A 13,410-nucleotide genomic window follows, 5' to 3' on the forward strand; every position below is an offset into this window, starting at 1 on the left:
AGGGGGGTGGTGCAGGCCCCGGCGGACATCCGTCCGCCCGCCGGGGCCGTCGGCCCCGTCCCGAGGCTCGTCCCGAGCGTGCGAGGGATGAGGAGGACGGGGTCCTTCGACTACTTGGAGTAGAGCTCGACGATCAGCTGCTCCTGGACCGGGGTGTCGATCACCTGGCGGGCCGGGACGCTGTGCACGACGGCGCGCAGCTGGCCGCTGATGACCTCCAGCCACGGCGGCACGGGCCGCTCGCCGGCGCGGGCCTGGGCGATCTCGAAGGGCACCATCCGCCGCGACTTCTCGGCGACCTCGACGATGTCGTTCGCGCTCACCCGGTAGGACGGGATGTCGACCTTGCGGCCGTTCACGCGGATGTGGCCGTGCTTGACCAGCTGGCGGGCCATGTCGCGGCTCTCGCCCCAGCCGGCCCGGTACACGACGTTGTCCAGCCGCGACTCGAGGATCTGCAGCAGGACCTCACCGGTCTTGCCGGTCTTGCGGTTGGCCTCCTCGTAGTAGCCGCGGAACTGCTTCTCGAGGACGCCGTAGATGCGGCGGGCCTTCTGCTTCTCGCGCAGCTGCAGGAGGTACTCGCTGTCCTTGCTGCGGCCCCGGCCGTGCTCGCCCGGCGGGTAGGGCCGGATCTCGATCGGGCACTTCGGGGACTCGCACTTGCTGCCCTTGAGGAACAGCTTCATCTTCTCGCGCCGGCACATGCGGCAGTCGGCTCCGGCGTAACGGGCCACGTCAGGTACTCCTCGTTCTTCTCGTCAGTGGCCGGTCAGACCCGGCGGCGCTTCTTGGGGCGGCAGCCGTTGTGCGGCTGCGGGGTGACGTCCTGGATCTGCCCGACCTCGAGGCCGGTGGCCTGCAGCGAGCGGATCGCGGTCTCGCGGCCGGAGCCGGGGCCCTTGACGAAGACGTCGACCTTGCGCATGCCGTGCTCCTGCGCCTTGCGCGCGGCGTTCTCGGCAGCCATCTGGGCGGCGAACGGCGTCGACTTGCGGGAGCCCTTGAAGCCGACGTGGCCGGCGGACGCCCAGCTGATCACGTTGCCGGTGGGGTCGGTGATCGACACGATCGTGTTGTTGAACGTGCTCTTGATGTGCGCGGCGCCGTGGGCGACGTTCTTCTTCTCCTTGCGGCGGACCTTCTTGGCACCAGCCGCGGCGCGAGCCCTGGGAGGCATGTCTCTCCGGTTTCCTTCTGACGATCAGTGGCCAGGTGAGCACGAGCGGCGCGCCGTCGCTCCCGCCCTCACGGGTCGTGCGACGACGCGCCTCACGGCTTACTTCTTGCCGGCCTTCTTCTTGCCGGCGATGGTCTTGCGCGGGCCCTTGCTCGAGCGCGCGTTGGTGCGGGTGCGCTGACCGTGGACGGGCAGCCCGCGGCGGTGGCGCAGGCCCTGGTAGCAGCCGATCTCCACCTTGCGGCGGATGTCGGCAGCCACCTCGCGGCGCAGGTCACCCTCGACGCGGAAGTGCTCGTCGATGTAGTCGCGCAGCCTCAGCAGGTCCTCGTCGCCGAGGTCCCGGACGCGCAGGTCGGGGCTGACGCCCGTCGCGGCCAGGGTCTCCTTGGCGTGGGTCTTGCCGATGCCGTAGATGTAGGTGAGCGCGATCTCCATCCGCTTGTCGCGGGGCAGGTCGACGCCGGCCAGTCGTGCCATGTCCAGGTACTCCCTCAGCCCTGCCGCTGCTTGTGGCGGGCGTTGTCGCAGATGACCATGACCCGGCCGTGCCGGCGGATCACCTTGCACTTGTCGCAGATCTTCTTCACCGACGGCTGGACCTTCACCGGTGCCGCCCCTCATTCCTGTCGATCGATGGCCGCCCGCACGGCACCCGGAGGCACCCCGCGCCGGCGGCGGTCACTTGTAGCGGTAGACGATGCGACCGCGGGTCAGGTCGTAGGGCGAGAGCTCCACGACGACGCGGTCCTCCGGCAGGATGCGGATGTAGTGCTGGCGCATCTTGCCGCTGATGTGGGCGAGCACCCGGTGTCCGTTCTGCAGCTCGACCCGGAACATCGCGTTGGGCAGCGGCTCGACGACGCGACCCTCGACCTCGATGGCCCCGTCCTTCTTCGCCATGCCCGACACGGCCTCCCTGACTCGGTGGTGCATTCCGGTGTGGTGCTGGATCGCGTGCGACCATGCCGGAGCCCGGCCGGGGTCGCACACGGTGGTTTGCGGGACAACTGGTGCAGGCGCTCCCGCGAGGGCGTCCCGTGCCGCGCGGCCACAGCACGACGACAGGACGGCGCGAACGCCGTCGTTCATTGTACCCCGCTGTCCCGGGCCCCTCCAACCCGCCCTCCAGCAAGGACCCCGTGCTCCCCGCCACTCGCGCGTTCGCGGCGGGCGCCTGCAGGGGGCCTACTGGCGGGGGGTGATCCCGAAGGGGGCGAGCCCCGCGACGCCGCCGTCCACCGCCGTCAGGACCCAGGGCCCCTCGGGCGTGATGGCGACGGTGTGCTCGAAGTGGGCGGCCCGCGAGCCGTCCTTGGTGACCACGGTCCAGCCGTCGTCGAGCTCGGCGGTGGCCGGGTCGCCGACGGTCACCATCGGCTCGATGGCCAGCGCCAGGCCCGGGACCAGCCGCGGCCCGCGCCCCGGCCGCCCGTAGTTGAGGACGTGCGGGTCCTGGTGCATCTCGGTGCCGATCCCGTGGCCGCCGTAGTGGTCGACGATGCCGTAGGGGTGCGTCTCGGCGGTGACGACGGACTCGACGGCGGCGCTGATGTCGGTGAGCCGGCCGCCCGCGACGGCACGGGCCAGCCCCGCCCACATCGAGCGCTCGGTGACCTCCAGCAGCGCGGCGTCCTCGGCCGACGGCTCCCCCACCGTGACGGTCACCGCCGAGTCGCTGTGCCAGCCCTCGAGGATCGCGCCGCAGTCGATGGAGATGTTGTCGCCCTCGGCCAGCCGCCGGTCGGGGTCGGGGATCCCGTGCACGATCTCGTCGTTGATCGACGCGCAGATCGTGCCGGTGAAGCCGTGGTAGCCCAGGAAGTTCGGCACCGCACCGTGGGACCGGATGTGGTCCTCGGCGACGGCGTCGAGTTCCTTCGTGCTGACACCGGGGCGGACGGCCGCCGTGACGGCGGCGATCGCTCCGGCCGTCACCAGGCCGGAGGCGCGCATCAGCTCGATCTCGTGCGGCGTCTTGATCTGGATCATGCGTCCACTCCACTTCGCCAGCAGCGGGAGGCGGGTCAGGATCCCGGCCGACATCGGCGCCGCCGTCCCCTCAGCTGTCGTTCGACTGCCCGGCCTGCCCCAGCGCGGACATCGCCCGGTCGGTGACCTCCTCGACGGTCCCGATCGCGTCGATCTGCGCGAGCAGCCCCTCGGTGTCGTAGAAGCCGGAGAGGGGGGCGGTCTGTTCCCGGTACACCTCGAGGCGGTGCCGGACGGTCTCGGGCTTGTCGTCGTCGCGCTGCACCCACTCGCCGTCGACGAGCATGCGGCGACCGGACAGCCGGCGCACCAGCTCGTCCTGGTCGACCACGAGCTCGAGGACGCAGTCGAGGTGCTGCCCCAGCTCGTCGAGGGAGCCGCGCAGCTGCTCGGCCTGGGCGATGGTCCGCGGGAAGCCGTCGAGCAGGAACCCGGCCTTGGCGTCGGGCTCGGCGAGCCGGTCACGGACCATGGCGACGGTGATCTCGTCGGGCACCAGGTCACCGGCGTCCATGTAGGCCTTGGCCTGCTTGCCGAGGTCGGTCTGGCCGCTGACGTTGGCGCGGAAGATGTCGCCGGTGGAGATGGCCGGCACCCCGAGCCGGCCGGCGATGATCTGGGCCTGGGTCCCCTTGCCCGCCCCCGGGGGGCCGAGCAGCACGACGCGCACTACTTCAGGAACCCTTCGTAGTTGCGCTGGTTGAGCTGCGTCTCGATCTGCTTCACGGTCTCCAAGCCCACTCCCACCATGATCAGAACTGCCGTCCCACCGAACGGGAAGTTCTGGTTCGCTCCCTGCTGCGTGATGGACAGGAAGAAGTTCGGCAGCACGGCCACGATCCCGAGGTAGATCGACCCGGGCAGGGTGATCCGGGACAGCACGTACTGCAGGTACTCCGCCGTCGGCCGTCCGGGGCGGATGCCGGGGATGAAGCCGCCGTAGCGCTTCATGTCGTCGGCCCGTTCCTCCGGGTTGAAGGTGATCGACACGTAGAAGTACGTGAAGAAGACGATCAGACCGAAGTACAGGGCCACGTGCACCGGGCTGGCCTGGTCGATGACGTAGTTCTCGAAGAACTGGCGCACCGGGCCGGTCTCGTCGCCCTGGAGCTGGGTGATCAGCTGCGGCAGGTAGAGCAGCGAGGAGGCGAAGATGACCGGGATGACGCCCGCCTGGTTGACCTTCAGCGGCAGGTAGGTCGACGTCCCGCCGTACATGCGGCGGCCGACCATGCGCTTGGCGTACTGCACCGGGATGCGTCGTTGCGCCTGCTCGACGTAGATGACCGCGCCGATGATCAGCAGCGCGAAGGCGCAGACGACGGCGAAGACGACGCCGCCGCGGGTCTGCAGGATGGAGCCGCCCTCGGCCGGGATGCGCGCGGCGATCGAGGTGAAGATCAGCACGGACATCCCGTTGCCGATCCCCTTCTCGGTCAGCAGCTCCCCCAGCCACATGATCACGGCCGTGCCGGCGGTGAGCGTGATGACCAGGACGATCGTCGACCAGATGCTGTCCGACGGGATGATCTCCTGCTGGCAGCCGGGGAACAGCTGGCCGCTGCGGGCCAGCGCGATGATGCCGGTGCTCTGCAGGATCGCCAGGGCGATCGTCAGGTAGCGCGTGTACTGGGTCAGCTTCTGCTGGCCCGACTGGCCTTCCTTCTTCAGCTGCTCGAACCGCGGGATGACCACGACCAGCAGCTGCACGATGATGCTGGCCGTGATGTAGGGCATGATCCCGAGCGCGAAGACCGACAGTCGCAGCAGCGCCCCGCCGGAGAACAGGTTGACCAGCGAGTAGACGTCGCGCTGCGACCCCGACTGGGCCTGCTCGAGACAGCTGTTGATGGCCTCGATCGACACCCCGGGCCCCGGCACCGAGGCGCCCAGCCGGTAGACGGCGATCATCGCCAGGGAGAACAGCAACTTGCGCCGGAGGTCTGGCGTCCGGAACGCCGCGGCGAACGCCTGCAGCACGTGCCCTCCCCTGCTCGGTCGGATGAGTGTAAGGACCACCCTGCCCCCCACCACTCGCAGGCTCGCGGCGGGCCCTGCAGGGCGGCCGCGGGGTCTCGCCTCCGGTGGGCTGAGCAGCGGAACGACCCCCGGGGCGCCGATGGCGCGCCCCGGGGGCCGTCGTCGCTCAGATGCGGGTGGCGCTGCCCCCGGCCGCGGCGATCTTCTCGGCGGCCGAGCCCGAGAAGGCGTGCGCGTGCACGGTGACCCGGACGTCGCCGAGGTCCCCGGAGCCGAGGACCTTCACCGGCTGACCGCGGCGGACGGCGCCGGCCGCGGCCAGGGAGTCGGGGTCGACGTGCCCGCCCTGGGGGAACAGCACCGCGATCCGGTCGAGGTTGACGACCTGGAACACGACCTTGTTCCGGTTCTTGAAGCCCGACAGCTTGGGCAGCCGCATGTGCAGCGGCGTCTGGCCGCCCTCGAAGCGCGGGGAGGTGTTGCCGCGCGCTCCGGTGCCCTTGGTGCCGCGACCGGCGCTCTTGCCCTTGGAGCCCTCACCCCGGCCGACGCGCGTCTTGGCGGTGTGGGCGCCCGGGGCCGGGCGCAGGTGGTGGACCTTGAGAGTCATGGTGAGTCCCTGCTCAGATCTCTTCGACGGCGACGAGGTGCGTCACCGCGGCGACCATCCCGCGGATCTCGGGACGGTCCTCCTGCACGACCGTGTCGTTGATCCGCTTGAGGCCCAGCGAGCGCAGCGTCTGCCGCTGGTTGGGCTTCGTGCCGATCGTCGACCGGACCTGGGTGACCTTCAGCTGCGCCACGTCAGACCCCCTGGCCCGCACGCGCCCGCAGCATGGCGGCCGGGGCGACGTCCTCGAGGGGCAGCCCGCGACGGGCGGCGATCTCCTCGGGGCGGACGAGGTCCTTCAGCGCCTGCATGGTGGCGTGCACGATGTTGATGGGGTTGGACGAGCCGAGGCTCTTCGAGAGCACATCGTGGATGCCCGCGCACTCGAGGACGGCACGCACCGGGCCACCGGCGATGACACCGGTACCGGGGCTGGCCGGCTTGAGCAGCACGACGCCGGCCGCGGCCTCACCCTGCACCGGGTGCGGGATGGTGCTGGCGATGCGCGGCACCTTGTAGAAGTGCTTCTTAGCCTCCTCGACGCCCTTGGCGATGGCCGCGGGCACCTCCTTGGCCTTGCCGTAGCCGACGCCGACGGTGCCGTCACCGTCGCCGACGATCACCAGGGCGGTGAAGCTGAAGCGCCGACCGCCCTTGACGACCTTCGACACGCGGTTGATCGCCACCACGCGCTCGATGAAGTTGCTCTTCTCGGCAGGCGCGCCGCCGGGCCCCCGCCCGCCGTCACGACGGTCCCGGCGGTCGTTGCCGCCGCCGGCGCCGCCGCCGCGTCGCTGTGGTCCTGGCATCAGACGTCCCTCTCGATCTGCTGGTTCGCGGTGCTGCTCATCAGAAGTCCAGCCCGCCCTCGCGCGCGCCGTCGGCGAGCGCGGCGATGCGGCCCTGGTAGCGGTTGCCACCCCGGTCGAACACGACCCGGCTGATGCCTGCGGCCTGGGCACGCTCGGCGACCAGGGCCCCCACCCGGCGGGCCAGGGCGGACTTGTCGCCCTCGGCGCTGCGCAGGCTGGCGTCCAGCGTCGAGGCGCTCACCAGCGTACGGCCGACGGTGTCGTCGACCACCTGCACGTGGATGTGCCGCGAGCTGCGGTTGACCACCAGGCGCGGGCGCTCGGCGGTCCCCGCCACGCGCTTGCGGAGCCGGTTGTGGCGGCGCAGCCGCGAGACGCGGCGCGCGGTGCTGATGTCGGTGCCGACGGGCGTGTGCACCCGAGCGGCCTTCTCGGTCTGTGCCATCACTTACCCGTCTTCCCGACCTTGCGCTTCACGACCTCGCCCTGGTACCGGACGCCCTTGCCCTTGTAGGGGTCCGGCCGGCGCAGCCCGCGGATGTTGGCGGCCACCTGACCGACCTGCTGCTTGTCGATGCCGGTGACGCGCAGGCGCGTCGGCGACTCGACGGTGAAGGTGATGCCCTCCGGGGCCCGGACGGGCACCGGGTGGCTGAAACCGAGGGCGAACTCGAGGTCCGACCCCCGCGCCTGGACGCGGTAACCGACACCCACGATCTCGAGGGTCTTGGTGTAGCCCTCGGTGACGCCGGTGATCATGTTGGCGATCAGGGTGCGGGACAGGCCGTGCAGGGCCCGGCTCTCGCGCTCGTCGTCGGGGCGCTGCACCGACAGGACGCCGTCCTCGCCCCTGGTGACGGTGATGGGCGCCGCGACGGTGTGCGCCAGCTGGCCCTTGGGGCCCTTCACGCTGACCGTCTGGCCGTCGACGGACACATCCACGCCGCTCGGCACGGGAATCGGGAGTCGTCCGATCCGTGACATCTCGCTCGCTCCTCTTACCAGACGTAGGCGAGGACTTCCCCGCCCACGCCCTTCTTGGTCGCCTGCCGGTCGGTCAGCAGCCCGGTGGAGGTGGAGATGATCGCCACCCCGAGGCCGCCGAGCACCTTCGGCAGGGCGTTCGACTTGGCGTAGACCCGCAGGCCCGGCTTGGACACCCGGCGCACACCGGCGATGCTGCGCTCGCGGTTGGGGCCGTACTTCAGGTCGATCACCAGCTCCTTGCGGGTGGCGCCGTCCTTCTCGACCTCGTCGACGCGCCAGCCGGCGATGTAGCCCTCCTGCTGGAGGATCTCGGCGATGTGCGTCTTGAGCTTCGACGACGGCATCGCCGCCTGGTCGTGGTAGGCCGTGTTCGCGTTGCGCAGCCGCGTGAGCATGTCCGCGATCGGGTCGGTCATCGTCATGGGTGTCGTGCCTCTCTCGCCGCGGTTCCGCACGCGTCCCTCGCGTGGGCCTCTCGGCGGTAAGGACCCCCCTGCCCCCCGTCACTCGCACGCTCGTGACGGGACCCTGCAGGGCGGCCGTGTGCCAGGTGCCTCCGTTACCAGGAGGACTTGCTGACGCCGGGCAGCTCGCCGGCGTGCGCCATCTCCCGCAGGCAGATCCGGCACAGGCCGAACTTGCGGAAGACCGAGTGCGGACGACCGCACCGCTGGCAGCGGGTGTAGCCGCGGACCGCGAACTTGGGCGTGCGGGCCGCCTTGTTGATCAGCGCCTTCTTGGCCATCTGTCTCTCCTGCCCCGGCTCAGCGGGTCGTGGTCACGACGGTCAGGCCGGCGAAGGGGAAGCCGAGCAGGCGGAGCAGCTCGCGACCCTCCTCGTCGGTCGTGGCGGTGGTGACGAGGGTGATGTCCATGCCGCGGGGACGGTCGATCTTGTCGACGTCGATCTCGCGGAACATCGACTGCTCGGTCAGCCCGAAGGTGTAGTTCCCGTGTCCGTCGAACTGCTTGGCCGACAGGCCGCGGAAGTCGCGGATGCGGGGCAGGGCCAGCGCCAGGAGCCGGTCGAGGAACTCCCACATCCGGTCGCCGCGGAGGGTGACCTTGGCGCCGATCGGCATGCCCTCGCGCAGCTTGAACTGGGCGATGGACTTGCGCGCGCGGACGACGGCGGGACGCTGACCGGTGATGGCGGTCAGGTCGCGGACCGCGCCGTCCATCAGCTTGGCGTCACGCGTGGCCTCGCCGACACCCATGTTGACCACGATCTTGGTCAGCCGCGGGATCTGCATGACGTTGGCGTAGCCGAACTCGTCCTGGAGGGCCGGCACGATCGACTCGCGGTAGTGCTCCAGGAGGCGCGGGAGCTCGCGGGTGGGGGCAGTCATCGTCACAGGTCCTTACCGGTCCGCCGCGACACCCGGATGTTGCGGCCTTCCTCGTCCTTGCGGTGGCCGACCCGGGTCGGCTTGCCCTCGGAGTCGATCACCATCACGTTGCTGACGTGGATGGGAGCCTCCTGGGTGACGATCCCGCCCTGCTGCGCGCCCCGCTGGTTCGAGCTGATGCGGGTGTGCTTCTTGACGCGGCCGACGCCCTCGACGAGGACCTTCTGCAGCTTGGGGTAGGCGGCGATGACGCGGCCCCGGGCGCCCTTGTCCTTGCCGGACAGCACCACGACGGTGTCGCCCTTCTTGACCTTCATGGACGGGGTCTTCTTCGTCTCTGCCATGGTCAGAGCACCTCCGGGGCGAGCGAGATGATCCGCATGAAGCGCTTGTCGCGCAGCTCGCGGCCGACGGGACCGAAGATGCGGGTCCCCCGCGGGTCGCCGCTGTCGCGGATGATCACCGCGGCGTTCTCGTCGAAGCGGATGTAGGAGCCGTCGGGACGACGCCGCTCCTTCGCCGTGCGGACGACGACGGCCTTGACGACGTCGCCCTTCTTGACGCCGGCGCCGGGGATGGCGTCCTTCACGGTGCCGACGATGACGTCGCCGATGCCCGCGTAGCGCCGCCCGGAGCCACCGAGCACCCGGATGCAGAGGATCTCCTTCGCACCGGTGTTGTCGGCGACCCGGAGCCGCGACTCCTGCTGGATCACGTCCTACTCCCAATCTCAGTGGTGACAGCCGGGCCGGATCGGTGAACCGGCTGTCCGGCACCCACGTGCGGACGCACCGGCAGCGGATGCCGCCGGTGCGTCCGACACGGGTACCGGGATGTGGCGCACTCCCGGAGGGGCGCCAGTCCTTCAGGGTACCCGGTCCCGTGACGCTGCCCGGAGGGCGTGGGTCACAGGGTCCGGTGGACCCCGAACGGTCCTACTTGGCCTTCTCGAGGACCTCGACCAGCCGCCACCGCTTGGTGGCCGACAGCGGCCGGGTCTCCATGATCTGCACGCGGTCGCCGATCCCGGCGACCCCCTGCTCGTCGTGGGCCTTCAGCTTGCTGGTACGCCGGAGGACCTTGCCGTAGAGGCCGTGCTTCACGCGGTCCTCGACCTCGACGACGATGGTCTTCTCCATCTTGTCGCTGACGACCAGACCCTCGCGGACCTTGCGGTAGCCACGACCGGCCAGGCCGGGGCCGCTGGCGACAGCGGTGTTCTCGGGCTCGCTCATGCCACACCCTCGCTCGGGGCGACCGAGAGACCCAGCTCGCGCTCGCGCATGATCGTGTAGATCCGGGCGATGTCGCGGCGGACGGTCTGCAGCCGCCGGTTGTTGTCCAGCTGGCCGGTGGCCACCTGGAATCTCAGGTTGAACAGCTCTTCCTTGGACTCACGCAGCCGCGTGGCGAGCTCGTCGGCCGAGAGCTCGCGCAGCTCCGGGGCGGTCAGGCCGGCGGCCATCACACCTCTCCTTCACGCGTGATGAAGCGGCACTTCATGGGCAGCTTGTGGATGGCGCGGCGCATGGCCTCGCGGGCCACCGGCTCGGCCACACCGGAGAGCTCGAAGAGCACCCGGCCCGGCTTGACGTTGGCCACCCACCACTCCGGCGAGCCCTTGCCGGAACCCATGCGGGTCTCGGCCGGCTTCTTGGTGAGCGGACGGTCCGGGTAGATGGAGATCCAGACCTTGCCACCACGCCGGATGTGGCGGGTCATGGCGATACGGGCGGACTCGATCTGCCGGTTGGTCACGTAGGCCGGCTCCAGGGCCTGGATGGCGTACTCACCGAAGTTGATCTCGGTACCGCCCTTGGCCCGGCCGGAGCGGCTCGGGTGGTGCTGCTTGCGGTGCTTGACGCGCCGGGGGATCAGCACGTGTCAGCCCTCCGTCGTGGTCTCGGCCGCGGTCGTCTCGGCCGCGGCGGTCGCCTCGGGCCCGGCGGCCTGGGCGACGGTCTGCTCGGGCGCGACCTCGCCGGAGGTCACCGCCAGGGTGCTGTCGGCGGTGTCCGGGCCGGCCGGGGTCCCGGACGACTCGGCCGCGGCCCGGCCGGCCTCGGTGCCACCGGCGGTCGTGCCGCTGGAGCCCGACCGGCGGGGGCGCTGCGGCCGCTCACGGCGCTGCTGCCGGGCGGCGAGGGCCTCGAGGGCCTCCCGCTCGGCACGGGAGCCGCTGACGTCACCCTTGTAGATCCACACCTTGACGCCGATCCGGCCGAAGGTGGTGCGGGCCTCGTAGAGGCCGTAGTCGATGTTCGCCCGGAGGGTGTGCAGGGGCACGCGGCCCTCGCGGTAGAACTCCGACCGGCTCATCTCGGTGCCGCCCAGGCGCCCGGAGCACTGCACCCGGATGCCCTTGACCTGCGGGCTGCGCTGCGCGGACTGCATCGCCTTGCGCATGGCGCGGCGGAAGCTCACCCGGCTGGACAGCTGCTCGGCCACGGCCTGCGCGACCAGCTGGGCGTCGGCCTCGGGGTTCTTCACCTCGAGGATGTTGAGCTGCACCTGCTTGCCGGTCAGCTTCTCCAGCTCGCCGCGGATGCGGTCGGCCTCCGCGCCGCGGCGGCCGATGACGATGCCCGGCCGGGCGGTGTGGATGTCGACGCGGACCCGGTCACGGGTGCGCTCGATCTCCACCTTCGAGATGCCGGCGCGCTCCATGCCCTTGGACATGAGCTTGCGGATGGCCACGTCTTCCTTGACGTAGTCCTTGTACAGCTTGTCGGCGTACCACCGGGACTTGTAGTCGGTGGTGATGCCCAGGCGGAACCCGTGCGGGTTGACCTTCTGACCCACTAGCGGGTCCCTCCCCTCGTGTTGGAGCGCTGCTGCGTGCCCTGCTGCTGCGCCGCGGGACCGGACTGGCCGGTACGGCGACGGGCGGTGCGGGACTTGCCGGCGAGGTCGGCGCTGGCGCTGACCTCGGTCACCTCGACGGTGATGTGGCTGGTCCGCTTGTTGATGCGGTAGGCGCGACCCTGGGCGCGCGGACGGATCCGCTTGAGCGTCGGGCCCTCGTCGACGTACGCGGCGCTGACGACGAGCGCGGCCGGGTCCAGCCGCAGGTTGTGCTCGGCGTTGGCGACGGCGCTGGCGACGACCTTGGCCACCGGCTCGCTGGCCGCCTGCGGGGCGAACCGCAGCAGGGCCAGGGCCTCGTCGGTGGGCAGGTAGCGGATCAGGTCCACCACCCGGCGTGCCTTCATGGGGGCGACGCGGACGAACCGGGCGGTGGCCCGGGCGACCTGCGTCTCCTCTCCCAGCTGGGAAGTCATCTCGTGTCTCTCTCTCCCGGGACCGTGCTCAGCCCCGCCGGGACCGGCGGTCGTCCTTGACGTGGCCCCGGAAGGTCCGGGTGGGGGCGAACTCGCCCAGCTTGTGCCCGACCATCGCCTCGGTCACGAAGACCGGGACGTGCTTGCGCCCGTCGTGCACGGCGATGGTGTGGCCGAGCATGTCGGGGATGATCGTCGAGCGCCGGGACCAGGTCCGGATGACGGTCTTGGTGCCCCTGTCGTTCTGGGCGTCCACCTTGGCGAGCAGGTGGTCGTCGACGAACGGGCCCTTCTTCAGGCTGCGTGGCATGTCTGTCGGACTCCTCTACCCGCTCAGCGCTTCTTGTTGGTGCGGCGACGGCGCACGATCAGGGCGTCGCTGGCCTTGCGCTTGCGCGTGCGGCCCTCCGGCTTGCCCTTCGGGTTGACCGGGTGGCGGCCACCGGAGGTCTTGCCCTCACCACCACCGTGCGGGTGGTCGACCGGGTTCATGGCGACACCGCGGACGGTCGGGCGCTTGCCCTTCCAGCGCATGCGGCCGGCCTTGCCCCAGTTGATGTTGGACTGCTCGGCGTTGCCCACCTCGCCGACCGTCGCGCGGCAGCGGACGTCGACGTTGCGGATCTCGCCCGAGGGCATGCGCAGCTGCGCGAAGCGGCCCTCACGGGCGACCAGCTGGACGCTGGTGCCCGCCGACCGGGCGATCTTCGCGCCGCCACCGGGACGCAGCTCGATGGCGTGGACCACCGTGCCGACCGGGATGTTGCGCAGCGGCAGGTTGTTGCCCGGCTTGATGTCGGCCGCGGGGCCGCACTCCACCGTGTCGCCCTGCCTGAGCCGCGCCGGCGCCAGGATGTAGCGCTTCTCCCCGTCGGCGAAGTGCAGCAGCGCGATGCGCGAGGTGCGGTTCGGGTCGTACTCGATGTGCGCGACCTTCGCCGGCACGCCGTCCTTGTCCGCCCGGCGGAAGTCGATCAGGCGGTAGGCGCGCTTGTGGCCACCGCCCTGGTGACGGGCGGTGACCTTCCCGTGCACGTTGCGCCCGCCGCGACCGTGCAGCGGCCGGACCAGCGACTTCTCGGGATGGTCGCGGGTGACCTCGGCGAAGTCGGCGACGCTGGAGCCGCGGCGGCCCGGCGTCGTCGGCTTGTACTTGCGGATGGCCATGGGTCTGGAGTCCCTGTCTGTTCTCTCTGGTCCGGATCAGTGGTCGCGGGTG

The 13,410-nt window shown here is 70.7% G+C and carries 25 protein-coding genes; all 25 read right to left on the reverse strand.

Translation table 11 applies throughout. From position 1 onward, the window contains the following. Positions 1–110 precede the first annotated feature (110 nt). Positions 111–737 carry a 30S ribosomal protein S4 gene (rpsD, locus tag ACU616_RS04875; protein ID WP_091108653.1) on the reverse strand — a complete coding sequence of 209 codons (627 nt, stop codon included), beginning with the start codon at positions 735–737 and terminating at the stop codon, positions 111–113. A 35-nt stretch (positions 738–772) separates the two neighbouring features. Beyond that, positions 773–1,180: a 30S ribosomal protein S11 gene (gene rpsK, locus ACU616_RS04880; protein WP_012950456.1), complete on the reverse strand. Its 408-nt coding sequence runs from the start codon at positions 1,178–1,180 to the stop codon at positions 773–775. 99 nt (positions 1,181–1,279) lie between these two features. Beyond that, positions 1,280–1,660, reverse strand: a complete 381-nt coding sequence (rpsM, locus tag ACU616_RS04885; protein ID WP_012950457.1) for a 30S ribosomal protein S13 — start codon at positions 1,658–1,660, stop codon at positions 1,280–1,282. Between the two features lie 14 nt (positions 1,661–1,674). Beyond that, entirely contained in the window at positions 1,675–1,788 is a 114-nt protein-coding gene (gene rpmJ, locus ACU616_RS04890) for a 50S ribosomal protein L36 (RefSeq protein WP_012950458.1), read from the reverse strand. A gap of 73 nt (positions 1,789–1,861) precedes the next feature. Beyond that, on the reverse strand, positions 1,862–2,083 hold the full coding sequence (gene infA, locus ACU616_RS04895) for a translation initiation factor IF-1 (RefSeq protein WP_012950459.1): 222 nt from the start codon (positions 2,081–2,083) through the stop codon (positions 1,862–1,864). Positions 2,084–2,368: 285 nt separating this feature from the next. Next, the gene (gene map / locus ACU616_RS04900) at positions 2,369–3,172 is read right to left on the reverse strand and encodes a type I methionyl aminopeptidase (protein WP_446757367.1); all 804 of its coding nucleotides are present in this window, start codon (positions 3,170–3,172) and stop codon (positions 2,369–2,371) included. A 70-nt stretch (positions 3,173–3,242) separates the two neighbouring features. Beyond that, positions 3,243–3,842 carry an adenylate kinase gene (locus tag ACU616_RS04905; protein WP_446757368.1) on the reverse strand — a complete coding sequence of 200 codons (600 nt, stop codon included), beginning with the start codon at positions 3,840–3,842 and terminating at the stop codon, positions 3,243–3,245. Further along, a complete protein-coding gene (secY, locus tag ACU616_RS04910) occupies positions 3,842–5,152 on the reverse strand; it encodes a preprotein translocase subunit SecY (protein ID WP_446757369.1) in 1,311 nt (436 codons plus the stop codon). The genes ACU616_RS04905 and secY overlap by 1 nt, the downstream gene beginning before the upstream one ends. 166 nt (positions 5,153–5,318) lie before the next feature. Next, entirely contained in the window at positions 5,319–5,762 is a 444-nt protein-coding gene (rplO, locus tag ACU616_RS04915; RefSeq protein ID WP_446757370.1) for a 50S ribosomal protein L15, read from the reverse strand. Positions 5,763–5,775: 13 nt separating this feature from the next. Beyond that, a complete protein-coding gene (gene rpmD, locus ACU616_RS04920) occupies positions 5,776–5,955 on the reverse strand; it encodes a 50S ribosomal protein L30 (protein WP_446757371.1) in 180 nt (59 codons plus the stop codon). Position 5,956: 1 nt separating this feature from the next. Further along, entirely contained in the window at positions 5,957–6,571 is a 615-nt protein-coding gene (gene rpsE / locus ACU616_RS04925) for a 30S ribosomal protein S5 (protein ID WP_072919083.1), read from the reverse strand. A 40-nt stretch (positions 6,572–6,611) separates the two neighbouring features. Further along, the gene (gene rplR, locus ACU616_RS04930; protein WP_446757372.1) at positions 6,612–7,019 is read right to left on the reverse strand and encodes a 50S ribosomal protein L18; all 408 of its coding nucleotides are present in this window, start codon (positions 7,017–7,019) and stop codon (positions 6,612–6,614) included. Continuing rightward, positions 7,019–7,558 carry a 50S ribosomal protein L6 gene (gene rplF / locus ACU616_RS04935; RefSeq protein ID WP_446757373.1) on the reverse strand — a complete coding sequence of 180 codons (540 nt, stop codon included), beginning with the start codon at positions 7,556–7,558 and terminating at the stop codon, positions 7,019–7,021. Before rplF ends, rplR begins: the two co-directional genes overlap by 1 nt. Before the next feature lie 14 nt (positions 7,559–7,572). After that, the gene (gene rpsH / locus ACU616_RS04940) at positions 7,573–7,977 is read right to left on the reverse strand and encodes a 30S ribosomal protein S8 (RefSeq protein WP_446757374.1); all 405 of its coding nucleotides are present in this window, start codon (positions 7,975–7,977) and stop codon (positions 7,573–7,575) included. 143 nt (positions 7,978–8,120) lie between these two features. After that, a complete protein-coding gene (locus tag ACU616_RS04945) occupies positions 8,121–8,306 on the reverse strand; it encodes a type Z 30S ribosomal protein S14 (protein WP_446757375.1) in 186 nt (61 codons plus the stop codon). Between the two features lie 19 nt (positions 8,307–8,325). Further along, positions 8,326–8,910, reverse strand: a complete 585-nt coding sequence (gene rplE, locus ACU616_RS04950) for a 50S ribosomal protein L5 (RefSeq protein WP_446757376.1) — start codon at positions 8,908–8,910, stop codon at positions 8,326–8,328. 2 nt (positions 8,911–8,912) lie between these two features. Next, the gene (rplX, locus tag ACU616_RS04955; RefSeq protein ID WP_446757377.1) at positions 8,913–9,254 is read right to left on the reverse strand and encodes a 50S ribosomal protein L24; all 342 of its coding nucleotides are present in this window, start codon (positions 9,252–9,254) and stop codon (positions 8,913–8,915) included. Between the two features lie 2 nt (positions 9,255–9,256). Then, positions 9,257–9,625: a 50S ribosomal protein L14 gene (gene rplN, locus ACU616_RS04960; protein WP_073421359.1), complete on the reverse strand. Its 369-nt coding sequence runs from the start codon at positions 9,623–9,625 to the stop codon at positions 9,257–9,259. A 220-nt stretch (positions 9,626–9,845) separates the two neighbouring features. Next, a complete protein-coding gene (rpsQ, locus tag ACU616_RS04965) occupies positions 9,846–10,145 on the reverse strand; it encodes a 30S ribosomal protein S17 (protein WP_446757378.1) in 300 nt (99 codons plus the stop codon). After that, a complete protein-coding gene (gene rpmC, locus ACU616_RS04970) occupies positions 10,142–10,375 on the reverse strand; it encodes a 50S ribosomal protein L29 (RefSeq protein WP_446757379.1) in 234 nt (77 codons plus the stop codon). Before rpmC ends, rpsQ begins: the two co-directional genes overlap by 4 nt. Beyond that, entirely contained in the window at positions 10,375–10,791 is a 417-nt protein-coding gene (gene rplP, locus ACU616_RS04975) for a 50S ribosomal protein L16 (RefSeq protein ID WP_014377986.1), read from the reverse strand. Before rplP ends, rpmC begins: the two co-directional genes overlap by 1 nt. Positions 10,792–10,794: 3 nt before the next feature. After that, the gene (gene rpsC, locus ACU616_RS04980; RefSeq protein ID WP_446757380.1) at positions 10,795–11,712 is read right to left on the reverse strand and encodes a 30S ribosomal protein S3; all 918 of its coding nucleotides are present in this window, start codon (positions 11,710–11,712) and stop codon (positions 10,795–10,797) included. After that, on the reverse strand, positions 11,712–12,191 hold the full coding sequence (rplV, locus tag ACU616_RS04985; protein WP_446757381.1) for a 50S ribosomal protein L22: 480 nt from the start codon (positions 12,189–12,191) through the stop codon (positions 11,712–11,714). Before rplV ends, rpsC begins: the two co-directional genes overlap by 1 nt. A 28-nt stretch (positions 12,192–12,219) precedes the next feature. Continuing rightward, positions 12,220–12,501, reverse strand: coding sequence for a 30S ribosomal protein S19 (gene rpsS / locus ACU616_RS04990; RefSeq protein ID WP_446757382.1), 282 nt, complete (start codon positions 12,499–12,501; stop codon positions 12,220–12,222). Positions 12,502–12,524: 23 nt separating this feature from the next. Further along, complete coding sequence (rplB, locus tag ACU616_RS04995) at positions 12,525–13,358, reverse strand: 50S ribosomal protein L2 (protein ID WP_446757383.1); 834 nt, start codon at positions 13,356–13,358, stop codon at positions 12,525–12,527. Positions 13,359–13,410 lie beyond the last annotated feature (52 nt).

The organism is Geodermatophilus sp. URMC 62 (assembly GCF_052931475.1).

Bases quoted from the DNA above. Each gene is read 5' to 3' on its own strand.
- rplR (WP_446757372.1), bottom strand. From the start codon at position 7,019: ATGGCACAGACCGAGAAGGCCGCTCGGGTGCACACGCCCGTCGGCACC.
- rpsH (WP_446757374.1), bottom strand. From the start codon at position 7,977: ATGACCGACCCGATCGCGGACATGCTCACGCGGCTGCGCAACGCGAAC.
- rplV (WP_446757381.1), bottom strand. From the start codon at position 12,191: ATGACTTCCCAGCTGGGAGAGGAGACGCAGGTCGCCCGGGCCACCGCC.
- rpsQ (WP_446757378.1), bottom strand. From the start codon at position 10,145: ATGAGCGAGCCCGAGAACACCGCTGTCGCCAGCGGCCCCGGCCTGGCC.
- rpsE (WP_072919083.1), bottom strand. From the start codon at position 6,571: ATGCCAGGACCACAGCGACGCGGCGGCGGCGCCGGCGGCGGCAACGAC.
- rpmC (WP_446757379.1), bottom strand. From the start codon at position 10,375: ATGGCCGCCGGCCTGACCGCCCCGGAGCTGCGCGAGCTCTCGGCCGAC.
- map (WP_446757367.1), bottom strand. From the start codon at position 3,172: ATGATCCAGATCAAGACGCCGCACGAGATCGAGCTGATGCGCGCCTCC.
- rpsK (WP_012950456.1), bottom strand. From the start codon at position 1,180: ATGCCTCCCAGGGCTCGCGCCGCGGCTGGTGCCAAGAAGGTCCGCCGC.
- rplO (WP_446757370.1), bottom strand. From the start codon at position 5,762: ATGACTCTCAAGGTCCACCACCTGCGCCCGGCCCCGGGCGCCCACACC.
- ACU616_RS04945 (WP_446757375.1), bottom strand. From the start codon at position 8,306: ATGGCCAAGAAGGCGCTGATCAACAAGGCGGCCCGCACGCCCAAGTTC.
- rpsM (WP_012950457.1), bottom strand. From the start codon at position 1,660: ATGGCACGACTGGCCGGCGTCGACCTGCCCCGCGACAAGCGGATGGAG.
- rpsS (WP_446757382.1), bottom strand. From the start codon at position 12,501: ATGCCACGCAGCCTGAAGAAGGGCCCGTTCGTCGACGACCACCTGCTC.
- rplB (WP_446757383.1), bottom strand. From the start codon at position 13,358: ATGGCCATCCGCAAGTACAAGCCGACGACGCCGGGCCGCCGCGGCTCC.
- infA (WP_012950459.1), bottom strand. From the start codon at position 2,083: ATGGCGAAGAAGGACGGGGCCATCGAGGTCGAGGGTCGCGTCGTCGAG.
- rplX (WP_446757377.1), bottom strand. From the start codon at position 9,254: ATGGCAGAGACGAAGAAGACCCCGTCCATGAAGGTCAAGAAGGGCGAC.
- rplF (WP_446757373.1), bottom strand. From the start codon at position 7,558: ATGTCACGGATCGGACGACTCCCGATTCCCGTGCCGAGCGGCGTGGAT.
- rplE (WP_446757376.1), bottom strand. From the start codon at position 8,910: ATGACTGCCCCCACCCGCGAGCTCCCGCGCCTCCTGGAGCACTACCGC.